Source organism: Nonomuraea sp. NPDC049750 (assembly GCF_040659625.1).
Taxonomy (GTDB): Bacteria; Actinomycetota; Actinomycetes; order Streptosporangiales; family Streptosporangiaceae; genus Nonomuraea.
This window is the reverse complement of the sequence record NZ_JBFANB010000004.1, coordinates 19,094-37,115: the sequence shown is the minus strand read 5'-3', so window position 1 is coordinate 37,115 and position 18,022 is coordinate 19,094. Positions and strand designations below refer to the sequence as shown.

At 69.1% G+C, this 18,022-nt stretch carries 16 protein-coding genes; 9 read left to right on the top strand and 7 right to left on the bottom strand.

Annotation, left to right across the window (positions count from 1 at the left end; all coding sequences use genetic code 11):
- Positions 1 to 153: 153 nt before the first annotated feature.
- The 3 genes from AB0J16_RS12105 (at position 154) to AB0J16_RS12095 (ending at position 3,244) form a co-directional block, all read left to right on the top strand.
- Entirely contained in the window at positions 154 to 1,188 is a 1,035-nt protein-coding gene (locus AB0J16_RS12105) for a Gfo/Idh/MocA family oxidoreductase (RefSeq protein WP_358537640.1), read from the top strand.
- A 128-nt stretch (positions 1,189 to 1,316) separates the two neighbouring features.
- A complete protein-coding gene (locus AB0J16_RS12100) occupies positions 1,317 to 2,561 on the top strand; it encodes an AAA family ATPase (RefSeq protein ID WP_358537638.1) in 1,245 nt (414 codons plus the stop codon).
- Between the two features lie 77 nt (positions 2,562 to 2,638).
- Positions 2,639 to 3,244 (top strand): RloB family protein, encoded by a 606-nt coding sequence (locus tag AB0J16_RS12095; protein WP_358537636.1) that lies wholly within the window; start codon positions 2,639 to 2,641, stop codon positions 3,242 to 3,244.
- A gap of 262 nt (positions 3,245 to 3,506) precedes the next feature.
- On the opposite strand, the gene AB0J16_RS12090 is transcribed toward AB0J16_RS12095, so the two are convergent.
- A complete protein-coding gene (locus AB0J16_RS12090; RefSeq protein WP_358537633.1) occupies positions 3,507 to 4,532 on the bottom strand; it encodes a LacI family DNA-binding transcriptional regulator in 1,026 nt (341 codons plus the stop codon).
- Positions 4,533 to 4,692: 160 nt separating this feature from the next.
- On the opposite strand from AB0J16_RS12090, the gene AB0J16_RS12085 reads away from it, so the two are divergent.
- The 6 genes from AB0J16_RS12085 to AB0J16_RS12060 all read left to right on the top strand — a co-directional run bounded on the left by AB0J16_RS12085 (position 4,693) and on the right by AB0J16_RS12060 (position 10,623).
- A complete protein-coding gene (locus tag AB0J16_RS12085) occupies positions 4,693 to 5,508 on the top strand; it encodes an ABC transporter permease (protein ID WP_358537631.1) in 816 nt (271 codons plus the stop codon).
- Positions 5,509 to 5,533: 25 nt separating this feature from the next.
- The gene (locus AB0J16_RS12080) at positions 5,534 to 6,556 is read left to right on the top strand and encodes an ABC transporter substrate-binding protein (protein ID WP_358537629.1); all 1,023 of its coding nucleotides are present in this window, start codon (positions 5,534 to 5,536) and stop codon (positions 6,554 to 6,556) included.
- Positions 6,557 to 6,558: 2 nt separating this feature from the next.
- Positions 6,559 to 7,341: an ABC transporter ATP-binding protein gene (locus AB0J16_RS12075; protein WP_358537627.1), complete on the top strand. Its 783-nt coding sequence runs from the start codon at positions 6,559 to 6,561 to the stop codon at positions 7,339 to 7,341.
- A gap of 39 nt (positions 7,342 to 7,380) precedes the next feature.
- On the top strand, positions 7,381 to 8,112 hold the full coding sequence (locus tag AB0J16_RS12070; protein WP_358537625.1) for a hypothetical protein: 732 nt from the start codon (positions 7,381 to 7,383) through the stop codon (positions 8,110 to 8,112).
- Between the two features lie 121 nt (positions 8,113 to 8,233).
- A complete protein-coding gene (locus AB0J16_RS12065; RefSeq protein WP_358537622.1) occupies positions 8,234 to 9,688 on the top strand; it encodes a PQQ-dependent sugar dehydrogenase in 1,455 nt (484 codons plus the stop codon).
- Entirely contained in the window at positions 9,685 to 10,623 is a 939-nt protein-coding gene (locus tag AB0J16_RS12060) for a hypothetical protein (protein WP_358537620.1), read from the top strand. Before AB0J16_RS12065 ends, AB0J16_RS12060 begins: the two co-directional genes overlap by 4 nt.
- A gap of 44 nt (positions 10,624 to 10,667) precedes the next feature.
- On the opposite strand, the gene AB0J16_RS12055 is transcribed toward AB0J16_RS12060, so the two are convergent.
- From AB0J16_RS12055 to AB0J16_RS12030, 6 genes are all read right to left on the bottom strand, one after another.
- Entirely contained in the window at positions 10,668 to 11,123 is a 456-nt protein-coding gene (locus AB0J16_RS12055; protein ID WP_357941147.1) for a hypothetical protein, read from the bottom strand.
- Positions 11,124 to 11,290: 167 nt separating this feature from the next.
- Positions 11,291 to 12,343: a leucine-rich repeat domain-containing protein gene (locus tag AB0J16_RS12050; RefSeq protein ID WP_358537617.1), complete on the bottom strand. Its 1,053-nt coding sequence runs from the start codon at positions 12,341 to 12,343 to the stop codon at positions 11,291 to 11,293.
- A 69-nt stretch (positions 12,344 to 12,412) separates the two neighbouring features.
- Positions 12,413 to 14,791 carry an aerobic carbon-monoxide dehydrogenase large subunit gene (gene cutA / locus AB0J16_RS12045; protein WP_358537614.1) on the bottom strand — a complete coding sequence of 793 codons (2,379 nt, stop codon included), beginning with the start codon at positions 14,789 to 14,791 and terminating at the stop codon, positions 12,413 to 12,415.
- A gap of 2 nt (positions 14,792 to 14,793) precedes the next feature.
- Positions 14,794 to 15,276: a (2Fe-2S)-binding protein gene (locus AB0J16_RS12040; RefSeq protein WP_357941142.1), complete on the bottom strand. Its 483-nt coding sequence runs from the start codon at positions 15,274 to 15,276 to the stop codon at positions 14,794 to 14,796.
- Between the two features lie 11 nt (positions 15,277 to 15,287).
- Positions 15,288 to 16,238: an FAD binding domain-containing protein gene (locus AB0J16_RS12035; protein WP_358537611.1), complete on the bottom strand. Its 951-nt coding sequence runs from the start codon at positions 16,236 to 16,238 to the stop codon at positions 15,288 to 15,290.
- Entirely contained in the window at positions 16,235 to 17,599 is a 1,365-nt protein-coding gene (locus tag AB0J16_RS12030) for a solute carrier family 23 protein (protein WP_358537608.1), read from the bottom strand. Before AB0J16_RS12030 ends, AB0J16_RS12035 begins: the two co-directional genes overlap by 4 nt.
- Between the last annotated feature and the right edge of the window lie 423 nt (positions 17,600 to 18,022).

Below are 18,022 nucleotides of genomic sequence, written 5' to 3'. Positions count from 1 at the left end.
GCCTGCCACCTCTCCCTCTTTCTCGCCGGAATCGAGCGCCGCAGCGCTCCAAGGCCCGGCCACACCGGCCACCTGACGAACTCCGAGCCCTGGCCACCCTGCCCGCCTGACGTTCGTTCTCCGACGATCAGTACCGACGACGAGGAAACTCCCATGTCCCATGCCCCCGCGCAGCCGCTGCGCGTCCTGCTCTTCGGCTACGGCCTGGCGGGCCAGGTGTTCCACGCCCCGCTGCTCACCGCCGGCGGCGACTACACGATCGACGTCATCGTGACGTCCGACCCTGCCCGTTCCGCGGCGGCCCGCGCCGCCCATCCCGGCGCCCAGGTCGTGGCCGACGCTGACGCGGCGTTCGCGCTCGCCGGTGACTGCGACCTCGCCGTGGTGTGCACGCCGAACGACACCCACGTCGAGCTGGCCCGCCGCGCCCTCGACGCGGGGCTGCACGTCGTCGTCGACAAGCCACTCGCCCTGACCGTACAAGAGGCGGAAGGACTCATCGAGGCGGCGGACGCCGCCGGCCGCACTCTCACGGTCTTCCAGAACCGGCGCTGGGACGGAGACTTCCTCACCGTGCGCGACGTACTCGCGTCGGGTGAGCTCGGCGACGTCTGCGGGTTCGAATCAGCCTTCGAGTGGTGGCCGCCCGAGGTCACCACCGGCCGCAAGGACCAAACGACCGTGGCGGACGGCGGGTGCATCCTCTACGACCTCGCGCCCCACCTCATCGACCAGGCGCTCATCCTCTTCGGCCCGGTCCGCGAGGTGTATGCCGAGGTGGACACGCGCCGCCCGCACGCGGTGAACGACGACGACGTACTCATCAGCCTGGAGCACGAGAACGGCGTCCGGAGCCGGCTCTGGATGAGCAGCCTGGCGGCCCAAGAACGCCCGCGATTCGTCCTGCGCGGTACGCGCGGCGCCTACGTGACATTCGGCCTCGACCCGCAGGAGTCCCAGCTCCAGGCGGGCAGGCGCCCCGACGACGCCGACTTCGGCGCCAAGGCCCGCGAAAGCTGGGGACGGATCGGTGCCGGTGCCGACCTACGCGAGGTACCGACACGGCGCGGCTCTTACGAGTCGTACTACCCCGAGCTCGCCGCGGCGCTGCGCGCGGGGTCGCGGCCACCGGTCGATCCGCGCGACAGTATCGCGGTAATGCGGATCATCGAGGCGGCTCTCAGCTGACCGAGACAGGCCCGCCTGGCTAGCCTGCGATAGGAAGGAACCGGATTTCGAGCCTCTGCGCGCGGGTTTTTACCGTGTGAGGGCATAGAATGCCGGTACATGCCTCATCTACAGGTGGAGGCGCAGCTGTGCTGGTGGGATTTCGAGCCGCGAACATCCTGTCGTTTCGCGATGAGTTCGAGTTGTCGCTGCTTGCTCCGGAGGGAGCCGACCGGGCCGCGCGAGCCCTCGATGGCCTGCACGTCTCACCCGTGGCCGCGATCTTCGGCGCCAACGCGTCGGGGAAGACCAACGTGCTGGCGGCCATGCGTTGGATGCGTCACGCCGTACTCGATTCGGTCGCGGACTGGGCACGCGTCAAAGGGGTGCCCAGACGGCCATTCGCGCTCGATCGCGAGGCGATGCAGGAAGCGTCTCTGTTCGAGGTCGACGTCGTCATTCGGGGAGACCGGTACGTCTACGGCTTCGAGGTGTCCGACGAACGGGTGGAGACGGAATGGCTGCATGTCTTCCCCAGGGGGAGCCGCCGACGACAGGTCTGGTTCGATCGGGACGCCGAGCGAGTGGAGCGGGGGGAGGATGAGTATCGGTTCCCCAGCGATCGCCTCAAGGGCGCGAAGAAGCCCGTGATCGACTACACCAGACCCAACGCGCTCTTCCTCACGGCCGCAGGATCACTTCAGCTCAAACAGCTGGTGCCCTTGTATGACTGGTTCAAGGAGAATCTGTGGCTGGTCAGCCCGGATGACGATCTGCGGCAGCGAAATGCCTACACCCGCTGGGGGCTTCTGAAGCCTGAGTTCCGCGAGCGCGTCGAGGGCCTTCTAGCGGTCGCCGACCTGGGCGTGGCTGGAGTGGTGGTCGAGGATCGCGGAGAGGAGATGCCGGAGGTCTCCCTGGTCCACCAGGGCAAGGACGGATCCACGGCATTCGACATCCACCAGGAATCCTTCGGCACACTCGCCTGGTTCGCCTTCCTCGGACCGCTACTCAAGGCGCTCGACCATGGCGCGGTGCTGCTGGCTGACGAGCTGGATTCCAGCTTGCATCCGGTCCTGGTGGCCGAGGTCGTCCGGCTCTTCGAAGACCCCGTAGCGAACTCACGAGGAGCGCAACTCGTATTCACCGGGCACGACGCGACGTTGTTGAGCAAGGCGCATGTCGAGCGGCCGCTGGATCGCGAGCAAGTGTGGATCACCGAGAAACGGAGCACCGGCGAATCGGAGCTCTACCCGCTCACCGATGTCGGTGTACGCGTTGACGAGAGTCTGGAGCGCGGATACCTGCGCGGACGATACGGCGGCGTGCCACGTATTGGGCTCAGCGGAATGGCTGTGGAGGTCGAGAAGCAGACCGCCGGAGCCGATGCGTGAGCCGAGTAAAAAGAAAGGGCCCGCCGACCGGTGCTGCCCGAGCGCCTCGTGCGGTCTCTGAGGGGCGCAAACGCCAGGTGATCTACGCGGTGGTCGAGGGTGAGACCACCGAGCGGGACTATCTGGATTACTTGGAAAGGAGGTTCGCCGGCGACCCACGCACTTTCGAGATCAAGGTCCTTTGGAAGCGCAATGGTCTGAAGCCTCACGAAGTGGTGAACCGCGCGCTGGAAAAGCTCGGCGAATTGGACGATCCGCAGCGCGAACAGGTGTGGGCGTTCTTTGACAGAGACGAGCACTGCGGTGTCGAGGAAGCACATGCTCAGGCCGAGTCGGCGGGGGTGAAGGTTGCCTTCTCCCATCCGTGCTTCGAACTCTGGCTTCTGCTCCACTTCGCGTCCGGGGTGTCGGGAGCACGGACGTCGAAAGGCGTCCAGGATCAGCTTCGAGCGGTTCATCCGGCCTTCCGTGATTTCGGCAAGAGCCTTGAAACCGCACATCGACGAGCGCTGGAGGGCCAGGAAGCCATTGCGGTCGGTCGGGCGAAGACGCTGATCACCAACTGCCCGAGTTTGGAATGCACAGCGAGGAAGGGCCACGCGCAAGAGTGCAAGGTGGTCGATCGAGTTCCCTCTACAGAGGTATGGAAGCTTCTCGGAGAACTCGGCATCGTGCCTTGCTGAACTGCGAATGATCCCTGGTATGCCGCCTTACTCTTCCGGCGAAGCGCTGGGAAAGCAGTCCGAGCGAAGCGAGGCCCGCCAGGGGGCGAGCGTGAGCCCGCCTGGGGGGACGTCCGGAGCGAAGCGGAGGCCCTTTTGGGTGGGTGGGCAGCAGACGGCCAACCACCGAATCGGGTAAGGGTGGGAAAGAAGAACGCCCGGAGCGAAGCGGAGGCCCTCTGCGGGCGGGTGGGCAGGAAAGAACGTCCGAAGCGGAGGTCCTTTATGGCGGCCCGCTGGTGCTGGCGCGCAAGATGACCGTGCCTGGCACCCGTTCGATGCGCCGTCGTCCCCGGCTCCCGTCCCGCAGGGCCAGAGCGATCACCCGCTCCCCCATCTCCTCCAACGGCAGCGACACCGTCGTCAACGGTGGTGTCAGGTCCCGTACCACCGGGATGTCGTCGAAGCCCGCCAGCGACACGTCCTCCGGCACCCGCAGCCCGCGTTCCCGCAAGGCGGCCAGCGCTCCCACCGCCATCACGTCGGTGGCGGCGAACAGGCAGGTGGCGTCGAGCCCCCGGTCCAGGAGGGCGGACGCGCCGGCGTGGCCGCCCTCGCGGTTGAACGGGCCCTCCTCGATCTGGTCGACCGTCACCCCGGCCGCCGCCAGGGCGTCGCGGAAGCCGGCGACCCGGTCCACGACGGTGCTGAGGCCGGGCGGGCCCGACAGGATGGCGAAGCGGCGGTGGCCGAGGGCGAGCAGGGCGCGGGCCAGGGCGGCGGCGCCCTCGCGGTTCTCCGGAAGTACGGTGTCGACGCGCAGGCTGCGGTGCCGGCTGACCACGGCGACCCGGCCGCCGGCGTTCAGGTAGGGGCGCAGTTCGACGTCCATGGCCCGTTCCCAGCCGCGGTCCTCGAAGCCGGAGCCGATCAGCAGGATCGCGCGGGCCCGCTGGGCGCGCAGCATGGAGACGTAGGCCACCTCGCGCCTGCTGTCGCGGAAGGTGCTGGCCAGCATCACCAGCAGGTCGCGCTGCGCGGCGGCGCGCATGACGCCTCTGGCGATGCCGGAGAAGTAGGGGTCGCTGACGTCGTGGCAGATGACGCCGACGGTCTCGTTGGAGGCCCGGACGAGGGCCTGGGCGTGGGCGTTCGGCGTGTACGCGAGCTCGGAGGCGGCGGCCTCGACCCGGTCGCGCAGGTCTTCGCGGACCTTGGCGGTGCCGTTGAGGACACGTGAGGCGGTGGCTAGGGAGACTCCGGCGGCCATGGCCACATCCCGGAGAGTGACGTGAACGCGCTCGGCCACTCGCCCTCCTGTAACAGGAAGTTAACGACCATTGACCCCTGGACCATGCCGGGTTAGCGTACCGCAGGAAAGCGCTTTCAGATAGCGCTTTCTCGCATTTGGCCTGATGGCACGCGATGGAGGGATACCTTCGATCGTGGTACAGACCGCTGATGGAATCGTGCGGCGCGAGAGTCCGAGCTCGCGCGACCGCGTTTTAGAACTGGCGGACCGGTCCTGGCGGCCGTTCGCCCTGCTCGCCGCCTGCTACGCGATCTGGTGGGCGATCACCGAGTTCGAGATCGTGCCCAGGTTCCTCGTACCCTCGCCCGGAGTCACGCTTCAGGTGATGGCCGACAAGGCCGGCTACCTCGCCCACCACACCTTGGTGACCGGCTACGAGACGGTGCTCGGCTTCGCGATCGCCGTGGTCGTCGGCGTCGCCGCGGCCGTGCTGATGGTGGCCTCGGCGGAGGTCGAGAAGACCCTCTATCCGCTGCTGCTGTTCGCGCAGGTCGTCCCGAAGATCGCGATCGCCCCGCTGTTCGTGGTCTGGCTCGGGTTCGGGCTGACGCCCAGGATCGTGGTGGCCGTGCTGATCGCGTTCTTCCCCGTCGTCATCTCCATGGTCACCGGCCTGAAGTCGGTGGATCCGGAGATGCTCCAGCTGGCTTCGACCATGGGCGCGAGCCCGGCGAAGACCTTCGCCAAGATCAGGTTTCCCGCCTCCCTGCCGTTCCTGTTCTCCGGGTTGAAGGTCGCCGTGACGCTCGCCGTCACCGGGGCGGTCGTGGGCGAGTTCGTCGGCGGCAACGATGGGCTCGGCTCGGTCATCCTGCAGGCCAACGGCAACATCGACACGCCCATGCTCTTCGCGGGACTCCTCGTCATGTCCCTGCTCGGCGTCGTGCTCTTCGTCGCCGTCGAGTTCGCCGAGCGGCTGCTGCTGCCCTGGCACGCCAGCCGCCGCGGCGACGCCGTCACCGTCACGTACTGAGGACGCCACCCCCACTGAGGACGCCATGAAGACACGCACGCTGATCGCCGCCATAGCTCCGGCTCTGCTCCTGTTCGCCACCGCGTGCGGCTCCGGCGGCGGCGAGAAGACCACCAGCTCGTCGGGCAAGCAGCTCGACAAGGCCACGCTCACCCTCAACTGGTATCCGTACGGCGAGCACGCGCCCTTCTACTACGGCAAGACGAAGGGCATCTTCGAAAAACACGGTATCGACCTGACCATCCAGGCCGGGCAGGGCTCGCAGAAGACCGTCCAGGCCACCGGAGCCGGCCAGACGGACTTCGGCTGGGCCGACACCCCCGCGCTGCTCGGTGGAGTGAGCTCGGGCGTGCCGGTGAAGAGCCTGGGCGTCTTCCTGCAGACGACCCCGGCCTCGGTGCAGTTCTTCCAGGAGAAGAACATCACCAAGCCGGCTGACCTGAAGGGCAAGACGATCGCCTCGACGGCCGGTGACGCGCTCACCAAGACCTTCCCGGTGTTCCTCAAGGCCAACGGGATGAGCGACGCCGACGTCAAACTGCAGAACACCGACCCGGCCGGCAAGATCGCGGCGGTCATGTCGGGGCAGACGGACGCGCTGCTCGGCTACGCCTCCGACCAGGGCCCGACCATGCAGAACAAGGCCGGCAAGCCGGTCGCGTACCTGCGCTTCTCCGAGTTCGGCCTGAACTACTACAGCAACGGCCTGCTCACCTCCTCCTCCTTCCTGCAGAGCAAGGCCGACCTGGTCAAGCGGATGGTCGCGGCCACCAGCGAGGCGTGGGCGGCGGCCGAGAAGGACCAGCAGACCGCGGTGGACGCCATGAAGGGCGCCTCGGAGCAGCTGCCGCCGGCCCAGGTGCTGCTCGACCAGTTCAAGACCACGACCACGCTGCTGCACACCGACGCCACCCAGGGACAGGCGCCGGGGGTCAACACCGAGGCCGACTGGCAGAAGACGATCGACACCTTCGCCAAGGCCGGGATGGTCTCCAACCCGCAGGCGCCCAGCGCCTACTGGGACGCCAGCGTGGCGCCGAAGGGATGACCGTGACGCAACAGGCACCCGCCGTCGAGATCGACAAGGTGGCGGTGCGGTTCCGATCGAAGAAGCGCGACGTGGTCGCGCTGGAGAACGTGTCGATGGACGTCCGCCCCGGCGAGTTCGTGTCCATCGTGGGCCCGTCGGGATGCGGCAAGTCGACGCTGCTCAAGCTGGTCTCCGGGCTGCTCAAGCCGTCGGCGGGCGCGGTGCGGCTGCTCGGCGGCACGGTCGGCGGCCCGCGCCACGACGTCGGGTACGTCTTCCAGCGCGCCGCCCTGCTGGAGTGGCGTTCGGCGCGCAAGAACATCCTGCTGCAGGCCGAGATGCGCGACATGCCGCAGAAGGAGGCCGCCGCCAGGGCCGACGAGCTGATCGAGATGACCGGGCTGACGGGCTTCGAGGACGCGTTGCCGCATGAGCTGTCCGGCGGGATGCAGCAGCGGGTGGCGCTGTGCCGCGCGCTGCTGCACCGGCCGCCGGTGCTGCTCATGGACGAGCCGTTCGGCGCACTGGACGCCCTGACCCGCGAGCAGATGAACGTCGAGCTGCACCGCATCTGGCACGAGACCGAGACCACGGTCCTGCTCGTCACGCACTCCATCGCCGAGGCGGTCTACCTGGGCAACCGGGTGATCGTCATGACGCCGCGGCCCGGCACGATCGCCGAGGTCATCGACGTGGCGCTGCCACGGGTACGTGACTACGCGGCGACCATGTCCCAGCCCGCCTTCGCCGCCGCGACCAGCCACATCCGCGACCTGCTGGGGGCCGCCACGCACCACGATTGACCGCTCGGATCCGCCCCCTCCCCCACTGAGAGGATTCCGATGCCCACATTCGTCCGCTTGTGCGCGCTCGCACTGGTGCTGGTCCTGGCCCAGTTCATCGCGCCCACCGCCCACGCCGCTGCCGCCGACCAAGGGGCGAAAGCTCCCGACTGTACGGTGGGCCGCACGGTCGTCCGCAAGACCAACGCCGCCACCAGCTGGGCCCCGGTGACCCCGGCCAAGTGGCAGTTCCCCGGCGACCAGGTGATCCTCGCCGAAGCCGGGGAAGCGCGCCCCGGCCCGCGCCGCCCCTTCGAGTACGCCGTGCTGACCAAGGGCCCGGAATTCGGCTCGGTGCAGATCGACGCCGAGGTACGGCTCGACACCCCGACCAGCGTCAGCAACCGTGACGTGATCATCGTGTTCGGCTACCGCTCCGACCTGCAGTTCAACTACGCCCACCTGTCGCAGGACAACACCATTTATCCCCACAACGGGATCTTCGTGGTGAACAACGCCGACCGCCTGCGCATCGACGACCAGTGGAACGGCCAGGTCGGCGCGCCGCCCGCGGTCACCGATGAGGCGTGGCACAAGGTCCGCGTCCGCTACTGCGCGGACACCGGCCGCGTCTCGGTCTTCATGGACGGCTCGACGACACCGCTGATCACGGCCACGGACCGGACGTTCCCCTCGGGCCGCGTCGGCTTCGGCTCGTTCGACAACATCGGGCGGGTGCGCAACCTGACCGTCACCGGCACACCGGCCTGCGCCGAGCGCTCCCAACCCTGACCGTCACGGGCACAACCCGAACACTCACAACCCCTGACGTCACCCTTCTTGACTCCTCTCACTTCTCCCTTTACCGTCCCCGGTAAGCGCTTTCCAACAACCCCTCAGGTGGTGCACAGGAATGCCGAAATCCCCCCTCCGGTATCTCTTAGCCGCACTGCTGGCGACCGCGCTCTGGGCGCCGCCGGCAGCCGCGATGGACTCGACCCCGATCGACGATCCCATTCCGGAGAATCCCACCGCGTCCGGTCTCACGCTGACGCTGACCGAGTACGCGACCTTCCCCAAGACCGAGCCGGTCCCCACGCCCACCGACCAGCGGCTGATGCGCTGGGCCAGGATCAACAACATCGGCGAGATCCCCGACGGGTCGCGGCGCCAGTTCGTCAACGACCTCAACGGCAAGCTGTACCTGCTGAAGAACGGCCAGCCGCAGGAGTACCTCGACGTCGGTGCCACGTTCGCGCCGGACTTCCTCTCCGGCCGCGGTCTGGGATCCGGGTTCGGGTACGTCGCCTTCCATCCGGACTTCGCCCGTAACGGCAAGTTCTACACCGTACACACCGAGTGGGGCGCGGCCCTCACCACCAAGACGCCGGACCTGACGCCTCAGCCCGACACCAAGTTCCACGGCGTGATCACCGAGTGGACGGCCACGAACCCGAAGGCCGACACCTTCAGCGGCACCCACCGAGAGGTGCTCAGGCTCGGCGTCAGCGGCCAGATCCACGGCATCCAGCAGATCGACTTCAACCCGTACGCGAAGCGCCGGGACGCCGACTACGGCCTGCTCTACGTCGCCGCCGGCGACGGCGGCCGGGGCGCGTCGAGCGACGACCCGCAGAACCTCGCCATCCCGCAGGGCAAGATTCTGCGCATCGACCCCCTGGGCACGAACGCCGCCAACGGCAAGTACGGCATCCCGGCCAAGAACCCGTTCGTCACCAAGGCCGGCGCGATCGGCGAGATCTACGCCTACGGCATGCGCGACCCGCACCGCTTCAGCTGGGACCCGCAGGGCAACCGGCTGTTCCTCGGCCACATCGGCGAGCACGCCATCGAGGCCATCTACGAGGTCAAGGCCGGCGACAACCTGGGCTGGAGCGAGCGCGAGGGCTCCTTCGTGTTCAACAAGGCCGACCGCTGCCACCTGTACACGCTGCCCGACAACGACGCGTCCTTCGGCTACAACTACCCGGTCGCGGCCTACGACCACGACCCGCCGCCCGGTCACTCCTGCACGGCCGACAGCGGTCACGCGGTGGCCGGTGGGTTCGTCTATCGCGGCACGCGGCTGCCGCTGCTGTACGGCAAGTACCTGTTCGGCGACATCGTCGACGGCCGGGTCTTCTTCACGATCGCCAACCAGATGCGGCAGGGCGCCCCGCGGGCCACGATCTACCAGCCCAAGCTCGTGAACGCGAGCGGCGCCACGGTCACCATGAAGGACCTGGCCGGGGACGCCCGGGTGGACCTGCGCCTGAGCCGCGACGGCGCGGGCGAGCTCTACCTGCTGTCCAAGGCCAACGGCAAGATCTGGAAGGTCACCGGCGCCTGCATGACGGCGACGCCATGAGGCACCGCTATCTGGCCCCGGTGGCGGCTCTCGTCCTGACGGCTACGCTCGCCACTCCGGCCGCCGCCCACGACCGGCCCGGAGTGCTGCCCACGCTGCGCCACAACCTCATCGCCGCCTACGACTTCGAACACCCGGTCCCCGGAAACCCCGCGCAGGAGCGCGACCAGGGCAGATCGGGCACGGACCTCACGCTGATCAACGGCGGTGACGCCATGCGCAACGACGACGGCGCGCATCGAGGCAGCCTCCACTCGATCCAGCTCCAGCAGGTGAACCCCGCCACGATGGGCAACGACGACTGGAAGGCCGGGATCTACTCCGAGACCGGAGTGCCCACCCTCCACGCCTTCAACGCCGTCAAGGGCGCCACCGTCATGGGCTGGTTCAAGATGACCGGCGAGAACCCCAGCCTCAACTCCAACACCGCGGACCCGGCCGACCGCTACGGAGCGATCGGGCTGGCCGGGGTGCTCACCGGCAACTCCCAGGGCCATGACGTCAGAGCGCTGCTCGAACTCATCACGGTCAACGGGGAGTTGCGCGTGGTCGCGCTGGGCAGGCGCGTCGACGGCAGCAGTTCCCAGACCTTCGCCGCGAGCGAGCCGTGGCAGAGCGTGCTTCCTCAGGACGAATGGGTCTTCCTGGCGGCCACGTTCGACTACGACAACGCCGCGATGAAGCTCTACAAGAACGGCCGCCCGCTCGACGGCTTCTACACCCTCACGGGCGATCCGTGGGGCGTGGAGGGGGCGCCGGAGCCCGATCTCACCTCGGCCACCGACCCCAGAGGCATCAAGATCGGCGGTAGCTATCCGCAGAACACCAGAGAGAACAACCCCTGTAACTGCCGGATGGACGATCTGATGTTCCTCGACAGGGTCGCGGCCCCCCTGGAGATCTGGGCCCAGTACAAGCTGGCGACCCGAGGCTGAACGACTGGGGCTGGGAGGACTCCCACCGCCTTCCCAGCCCTCCGTCAGCCGTTAGTCTGCATCTGTTTGGTCCTGTGGTCCTTGAGATGGAGCTCACCGTGGAGACGCTCCTTCAAAGCGTCAAGCACCTTGCGGCTGGACAGCACGGTCCATCGGTTGCCGACCAGGTGCGGGTTGTATTCGGGCGCGGTGTCCATCCAGGCGTCCTTGCCGGCCTGGGTGGCGAAGGTCGACACGAAGAACTGACCCTCGTCGGTCTGGCAGAAGCCCGTACGAATGTCCTTGGCGTTGACCTGGATCTTCGGCTTGCACCCGACCTTCTCGGCCAGTTGCTCGACGGTGTAGACGTTGTTGTCGACCGTGGCGGGCTTCTGCACGATGGGCTCGCCCCCGGCCATCGCGGCGCTCTGGCCGGCTCCTACGGAACCGCTGGCGTTCGTACAACCGGCCACGAGCCCGACCAGCAGCGCAGTAGCGGCCAGACGTGGAAATGTCGTCATGTGCCGAGATACGCAACCCCCGTAGGTGGGGTTCACTCCGGCCGAGATTAAACCGAGATTCACCCGAGACCTCAGCCCGAGAGCCGCGATCTCAGCCCGAGAGCCGCTCAGCCGGGGAACCGCGATCTCTGCCCGAGAGCCGCCGCGATCTCAGCGACCCGGGGGCCTCAGCGCAGGACGACGCAGCCGCGCTCCACCAGGCGGCGCAGCGCGTCGGGCTCGCCGTCGAGCTTGTTCCAGCGCAGGTCGAGCTTCTCCAGCGCGGGCAGCTCGCCAAGGCTCTCGGGCAGGGTCCTGAGCCGGTTGTTACGCAGATCCAGGTGCGTGAGCCGGGCCAGCCCCGCGACCGCGCCGGGCAGGGCGCGCAGCTGGTTGTTGCGCAGATCGAGCACGCGCAACTCGCCGAGCTCGCCGATCGAGTCGGGCAGCGCGGTCAGCCGGTTGCCCTGCAGATGCAGCTCGCGCAGCCGGCCCAGCCCGCCGATCGAGTCAGGCAGCGCTCCCAGCCGGTTGTTGTAGAGCCGCAGCTCGACCAGCGACGCCATGCGGCCGAGCGCCTCGGGCAGGCCGGTCAGCCGGTTGTCGGTCACGTTGAGGTAGGCGAGCCGGTCGAGCCGGCCGATCGCGGCGGGCACCTCGGTGAACCGGTTGTCGCTCAGGTAGAGGTAGTCGGTCAGGCCCAGGTCGCCGATCTCCGGCGGGATCGTGGCGAGGTCGTTGTGCCCCAGGTCGAGCATGCGCAGCCCGGTCAGCCCACCGATCGCCGCGGGCACCTCGGTGAGTGCGTTCTCGGCCAGGTTGAGTGATTCGAGCCGGGTCAGCTTCCACAGCGCGTCGGGCACGCCGGTCAGCCGGTTGCCGCCCGCCGCCAGGTGCCGCAGCCCGCCACCGAGCCGCTCGGGCAACCTCTCGATGGTGTTGCCGTACAGGTACAGCGTCTCCAGGTACGGCGGGCAGCCGGGCACCTCGGTCAGCCGGTTGCCGTCGAGGTGCAGCGCCCGCAGCGCGGTGAGTCCCGTCAGGTCCGGCAGCGAGCGCAGGCGGTTGCCGTCGAGCCGGAGCTCGGCCAGCGACGTCAGGCCGCCCAGCCACGCGGGGAGCTCGGTGAGCTCGTTCCAGGCCAGGTCGATCAGCCGGACCTCGCCGAGTTCGGCGGGGTCCGAGCCGGGGAACGTGGTCAGGCCCGCGCCGGGTGCGCGCAGTTCATCATGGATCGTCACGGCGCCGATCCTCGCACGCCGCGCCGGAAGCAGGCCGCCGCCGGAAACCCGCCGCCGCGGGAAGCCCGGCTAAGTGCCCGGCTGGGCGTCCGGCTCGGCGAGGTTCCTGAGGTCGAACAGCTCGGACGGTGAGATCGGCATGCGGTCGATCTCGATGCCCTCCGCGTCCTCGATCGCCCCCGCGATCACCGCCGAGACCGGGATCACCCCGGCCTCCCCCGCCCCTTTGATGCCGAGCGGGTTGAGCGGCGACGGCGTCTCCAGGTGGGCGGTCTCGATGTGCGGGATCTCCGTCACGTACGGCATGAGGAAGTCCATGAACGAGGCGTTGAGCAGCTGCCCGTGCCCGTCGTACACCATCCGCTCGTACAGGGCGCCGCCGATGCCCTGGGCCACTCCCCCGTGGATCTGCCCCTCCACGATCATCGGGTTGATCAGCCGGCCGCAGTCGTGCACGACCGCGTACCGCAGGACCTTGATCTCGGCGGTCAGCGGGTCGGTCTCGACGATGGCGGCGTGCATCCCGGCCGCGAACGTGGACCTGATCGGCGAGTAGTAGTCGCGGCCCTCCAGCCCCGGTTCGTCGCCCTCGGCCACCGGCGGTTTGTCGGGCGAGGAGGTGCCGGAGAACTGGGTGGCCTTGGCCGCCTCCTCGTCGAAGGCGTACCGCAGCGGGTTGGCCAGGACCGCGACCGTGGACAGCGGGATCGAGGCGGTCGGGGCGCCCACGACGTGCACCAGGCCGTCGGCGATCTCCAGGTCGGCCGGGTCGGCCTCCAGCGCGTCGGCGGCGATGCGCAGCGCCTTCTCCCGCACCTTGCGGCAGGCCAGCGCGATGGCGTTGCCGCTCATCACCGCCGCGCGGGAGGCGAACGTGCCGACCGCGTACCCGAACCTGCGCGTGTCGCCGGTGACGACCGAGATCCGCTCGATGGGCACGCCCAGCTCGGTGGCGGCGATCTGGGCGAACACGGTCTCGTGGCCCTGCCCCTGTGAGGTGAGGCCGGTGGAGACGTGTACGCGACCGTCGGAGGTGATCTGGACGTGGCCGCCCTCGTAGGGGCCGACGCCGGTGCCCTCGACGTAGCAGCCGATGCCGATGCCCCGGTGCCGGCCGGGTTCGAAGTCGTCCCAGCCGATGAGCTCCTTGAGCATGCGGAGCATCTCCGGGTAGTCGCCGCTGTCGTAGATCAGCGGGCGTCCGTCCTGGAAGATCAGGCCCTGGTCGTAGGGGAACTCGTCGGGCCGGATGAAGTTCGCCGCGCGCACCTCGGTGCGGTCCCTGCCCAGGTAACGGGCGATCTTGTCCATCGTCCGCTCCATGCAGAACACCGCCTGCGGCCGCCCCGCGCCCCGGTACGGGGTGACCTGCACGGTGTTGGTGTAGACGGCGGAGAACTCGACCCGGTAGGCCCCGATCCGGTACGGCCCGAGCAGCTGCGTCGAGGTGATGATCGGGACGATGATCCCGTACGGCGTGTAGGCCCCGTGATCGTGCAGGATCGTCACATCCAGCCCTTGCACCACCCCGTCGTCGTCGAAGCCGACCCTGACGTGCTGCACCTGGCCCCGTTCGTGGGCGGAGGAGATGAAGTGCTCGCGCCGGTCCTCGGTCCACTTGACTTCCTGGCCGAGCCGCATCGCCGCCCACGGCACCAGGATCTCCTCCGGCCACGGGTGCACGATCTTCACCCCGAACCCGCCGCCCACGTCGGGCGCGATCACCTCGACGTGCGGCAGGGGCAGGCCCAGGGCCGCGGCGACGGCCATGCGGACGCTGGTCGAGGTCTGGGTGCTGGTGTAGACGCGCAGGTCGCAGCCGTCCCAGCGGGCGTACACGCCGCGGCCCTCCAGCGGCATGCTCGCGCTGCGCTCGATGTCGAGCCGGAAGCTCAGCGTGTGCGGCGACGCCTCGATGGCCTCGCGTGCGCTCCGGCCCGCCTGGTTCGGCACCTCCTGCACCAGATGGGCGCCCACGTTGCCCGGTACGTCCTCATGGACCAGCTGCGCGCCCTGAACCGCCTCCTCGATGCCCACGACCGGCTTGAGCGGCTCGTAGTCGACCTCGATCAGCGCGCAGGCGTCCTCGGCGAGGTAGCGGTCCCTGGCCACGACCATCACCACGGGCTCGCCCACGTGCCGGACGACGTCCCTGGCCAGAGGGTAGGCGGTGCGGCCGTGGGTGAGGGCGGGATGCGGGATCAGCAGGGGCAGGGGGCGGCCCACGCGCTCGGGCAGGTCCTCCCAGGTGTAGATGGCGACCAGGCCGTCCACGTCGAGCGCGGCGCTCACGTCGACGTCGCGGACGCGGGCGTGGGCGTGCGGCGAGCGCACGAACGCCGCGGCCAGCGCGCCGGAGCCCAGGTCGTCGAGGTAGCGGCCGCCGCCGGTGAGCAGCCTGGGGTCCTCCCGGCGCTGGACCGGCTCCCCGAACAGCCTGGTGGTCATCCCTAGGTCTCCTCGGCGATCAGCTCCGCCGCCCGGTGGACGGCCTTCACGATGTTCTGGTAGCCGGTGCAGCGGCACAGGTTGCCGGAGATGCCGTCGACCACCTCCTCGTCGGTGGGCGCCGGGTTGTCACGCAGCAGCGCGGTCACCGTGCACAGGAAGCCCGGCGTGCAGAAGCCGCACTGCAGCCCGTGGCACTCCGCGAACGCCCGCTGCACCGCCGACATCCCCTCCGGCCCGGCCAGCCCCTCCACCGTGGTGATCTCGCTGCCGTCGACGGTCACCGCGAACGTCAGGCACGAGCGCACCGGCTCGCCGTCCAGCAGCACCGTGCAGCAGCCGCACACGCCGTGCTCGCACCCCACGTGCGTACCGGTCAGCCCGAGGTCGTGGCGCAGGCAGTCGGACAGCAGCCGCCGGCCGGGCACCCGCACCCGCCGCGCGGCTCCGTTCACCACCAGCGTGATCTCGCGCTCGCGCTCCAATCCGGCCTCCCTCACGTACCTGCTGGGCTGCTACCCCACGGTCCCGCCGCCTCACGGGCCACGTCCTTGAGCGCCGCCTCACGGGCCACGTCCTTGAGCGCCGCCTCACGGGCGGCGTCCTTCAGCGCCTGCTCGGCGAGGACGCCGACCAGATGCAGCCGGTACGCGGCGCTCGCGTGGATGTCGTCGTCCGGCTCGGTCGCTTCCCGTACGGCCCGCGCCACGCCCGCCCAGTCGACGCTGGAGGCGGGACGGCGCTCGCACAGCCCGCCCACGTCCACGACCACCGGCACGGGGCCGACGCTGACGCAGGCCACCCGAGCGGCGGTGACGCGCAGGTCGTCGTCCAGCGTGACCAGCGCGCACACCCCGGCCAGGGCATAGTCGCCGTGCCTCCTGGCCACCTCGCGGAAGGCCGTACCCGACCGTTCCGGCGGTGCCGGGAAATATGCGGAAACGGCGAGTTCGCCCGGCTGGACGGCCGACTCCATCGGCCCGACGAAGAAGTCGGCGGCCGTCACCTCCCGGCTCACCACGCCCTCGGCGGCGTCCAGCCGGGACAGCCGTACCGACCCGCCGAGCAGGGCCAGCACGGCGGGCAGCTCGGCGGCCGGGTCGGCGTGCACCAGGCTGCCCACCACCGTGCCCCTGTTGCGGATCACCGGGTGGGCGACCAGCCGGAGCGCCTGCCGCAGCAGCGGATGCCCGGCCAGCCGCTCCACCTGGGCGTGCCTGGCCAGCGCGCCCACGGTGACGCCTTCGGGGGCGAGGTCGAGGGTGGCCAGCGACTCGACGCGGTTGATGTCGACCAGATGCTCGGGCGCCGCCAGCCGCATGTTGAGCATGGGGATCAGGCTCTGGCCGCCCGCGAGCACCTTGCCGCGCGGGCCCACCTGGGCGAGGACGTCCAGGGCCTCGCCGAGGTCGCGCGGCGCGTGGTGTTCGAAGGGCGGCGGCTTCACCCCGTGTCTCCCCCTGCGGCGGCTGTGTCGGCGGGCCGCCCGGCGATGACGCGCAGCAGGTGGTAGCCGCCCACCACGACGATCGTGCCCAACGCGATGCCCTCCAGCCGGAAGTCGCCGCTGATCAATTGCTTCACCGGTCCGATCGCCAGGATGATGCCCGCGCCGATGGGGACCATGTTGACCGGATCGGCGAAGTTCACCCGGTTCTCGATCCAGATCTTGGCGCCGAGCAGGCCGATCATGCCGTACAGGATGACCGTCACGCCGCCCAGCACGCCTGCCGGAGTGGCGGAGACCAGCGCGCCGAACTTCGGGCTCAGCCCGAACAGGATGGCGATGAGGGCGGCGATGTAGTAGGCGGCGGTGGAGTAGACCTTGGTGGCGGCCATGACGCCGATGTTCTCGGCGTAGGTGGTGGTGGGCGAGCCGCCGACGGCGCTGGTCACCACGGTGGCCAGGCCGTCGGCGGCGATGGCGCGGCCGATGTACGGGTCGACGTCGGTACGCGTCATCTCTCCCACGGCCTTGACATGACCGATGTTCTCCGCGATCAGCGCGATCACCGCGGGCAGCACGAGCAGCACGGCCGAGAACTTGAAGTCTGGCAGATGAAACGGCGGCAGGCCGAACCATGGCGCCGCCTCCAGCTTGGAGAAGTCGACACGCAGATGCGGGGCGATCTTGAGCGCGCCGTCGGTGTAGGCCGGGACCTGGCCGAAGAGCTGGTCGGCCACCCAGGACAGCGCGTAGCCGACGATCAGGCCGAGCAGGATGCCGATGCGCCCGATGAAGCCCTTGAACGCCACCACGATCACGAACGTCACCAGCATCGTGATCAGCGCCATCCACTGGTCCTGCGGCCAGTAGACGTCCGCCACCACGTAGGCCAGCCCGAACCCGATCAGCATGACCACCGCGCCGGTGACGATCGGCGGGAAGATCCGGTGGATGATCTGCACCCCGAGGAAGTGCACGGCCAGCCCGCACAGCGCGAGCACGAACCCGACGATGAGGATCGCGCCGGTCACGATGGCATCGGCGCCAGGGGTGTCACCGCCGAACACCGCCCTGATGGCCAGCACACCGCCCACGAACGACGCGCTGGTGCCCAGGTAGCTGGGGATCTTGCCCTTCACGATCAGCAGGAACATGATCGTGGCCACGCCGGACATCATGATCGCGACATTGGGGCTCAGCCCCATCACCAGCGGGAACACGAACGTCGCGCCGAACATCGCGATCACGTGCTGCGCGCCGAACCCGATCATGCGCGGCCAGGTCAGCCGCTCGTCGGGCTTGACGACCTCTCCGGGAGCCAGATGCTTGCCGTCGCCGTGTTTGGTCCAACCGAAAACCATGTGAGCCCCTCTTCACCCGGGCTGCCGCTTCCAGTGCCGCCCCGCAGGCTCCTTCCGCATCCCGCTCCAGATTCGTGCTGCCGTTGCGGGCACATTAGGCCCGTGGGCGCGCTCGTACACGGGCATGATCTGCCAAATTCGCTTTCCTGACCAGAGGAGTGATCGCGCACTACCTTCGGGGGGTTCGGTGAGCGGTCAGTTCCAGCGCGGCGGCCGGTGGTAGGTGGCACCACCGGGCCCGCTCACCACGTCGGGGAACTGGGAACGCCGCACGACGGCGGCACCGAGGGGGAACCACGCGTCGCTGCACCGGCGTAGGCCGTCCGCGCCTTTGCCCGGCGGGAAGACGGCGACGACCCTTGTCTTGGCGCCACGGAGCGTGTCGATCTCGCGGATCTTTTCGACCGCCGCGCAGAATCGGCC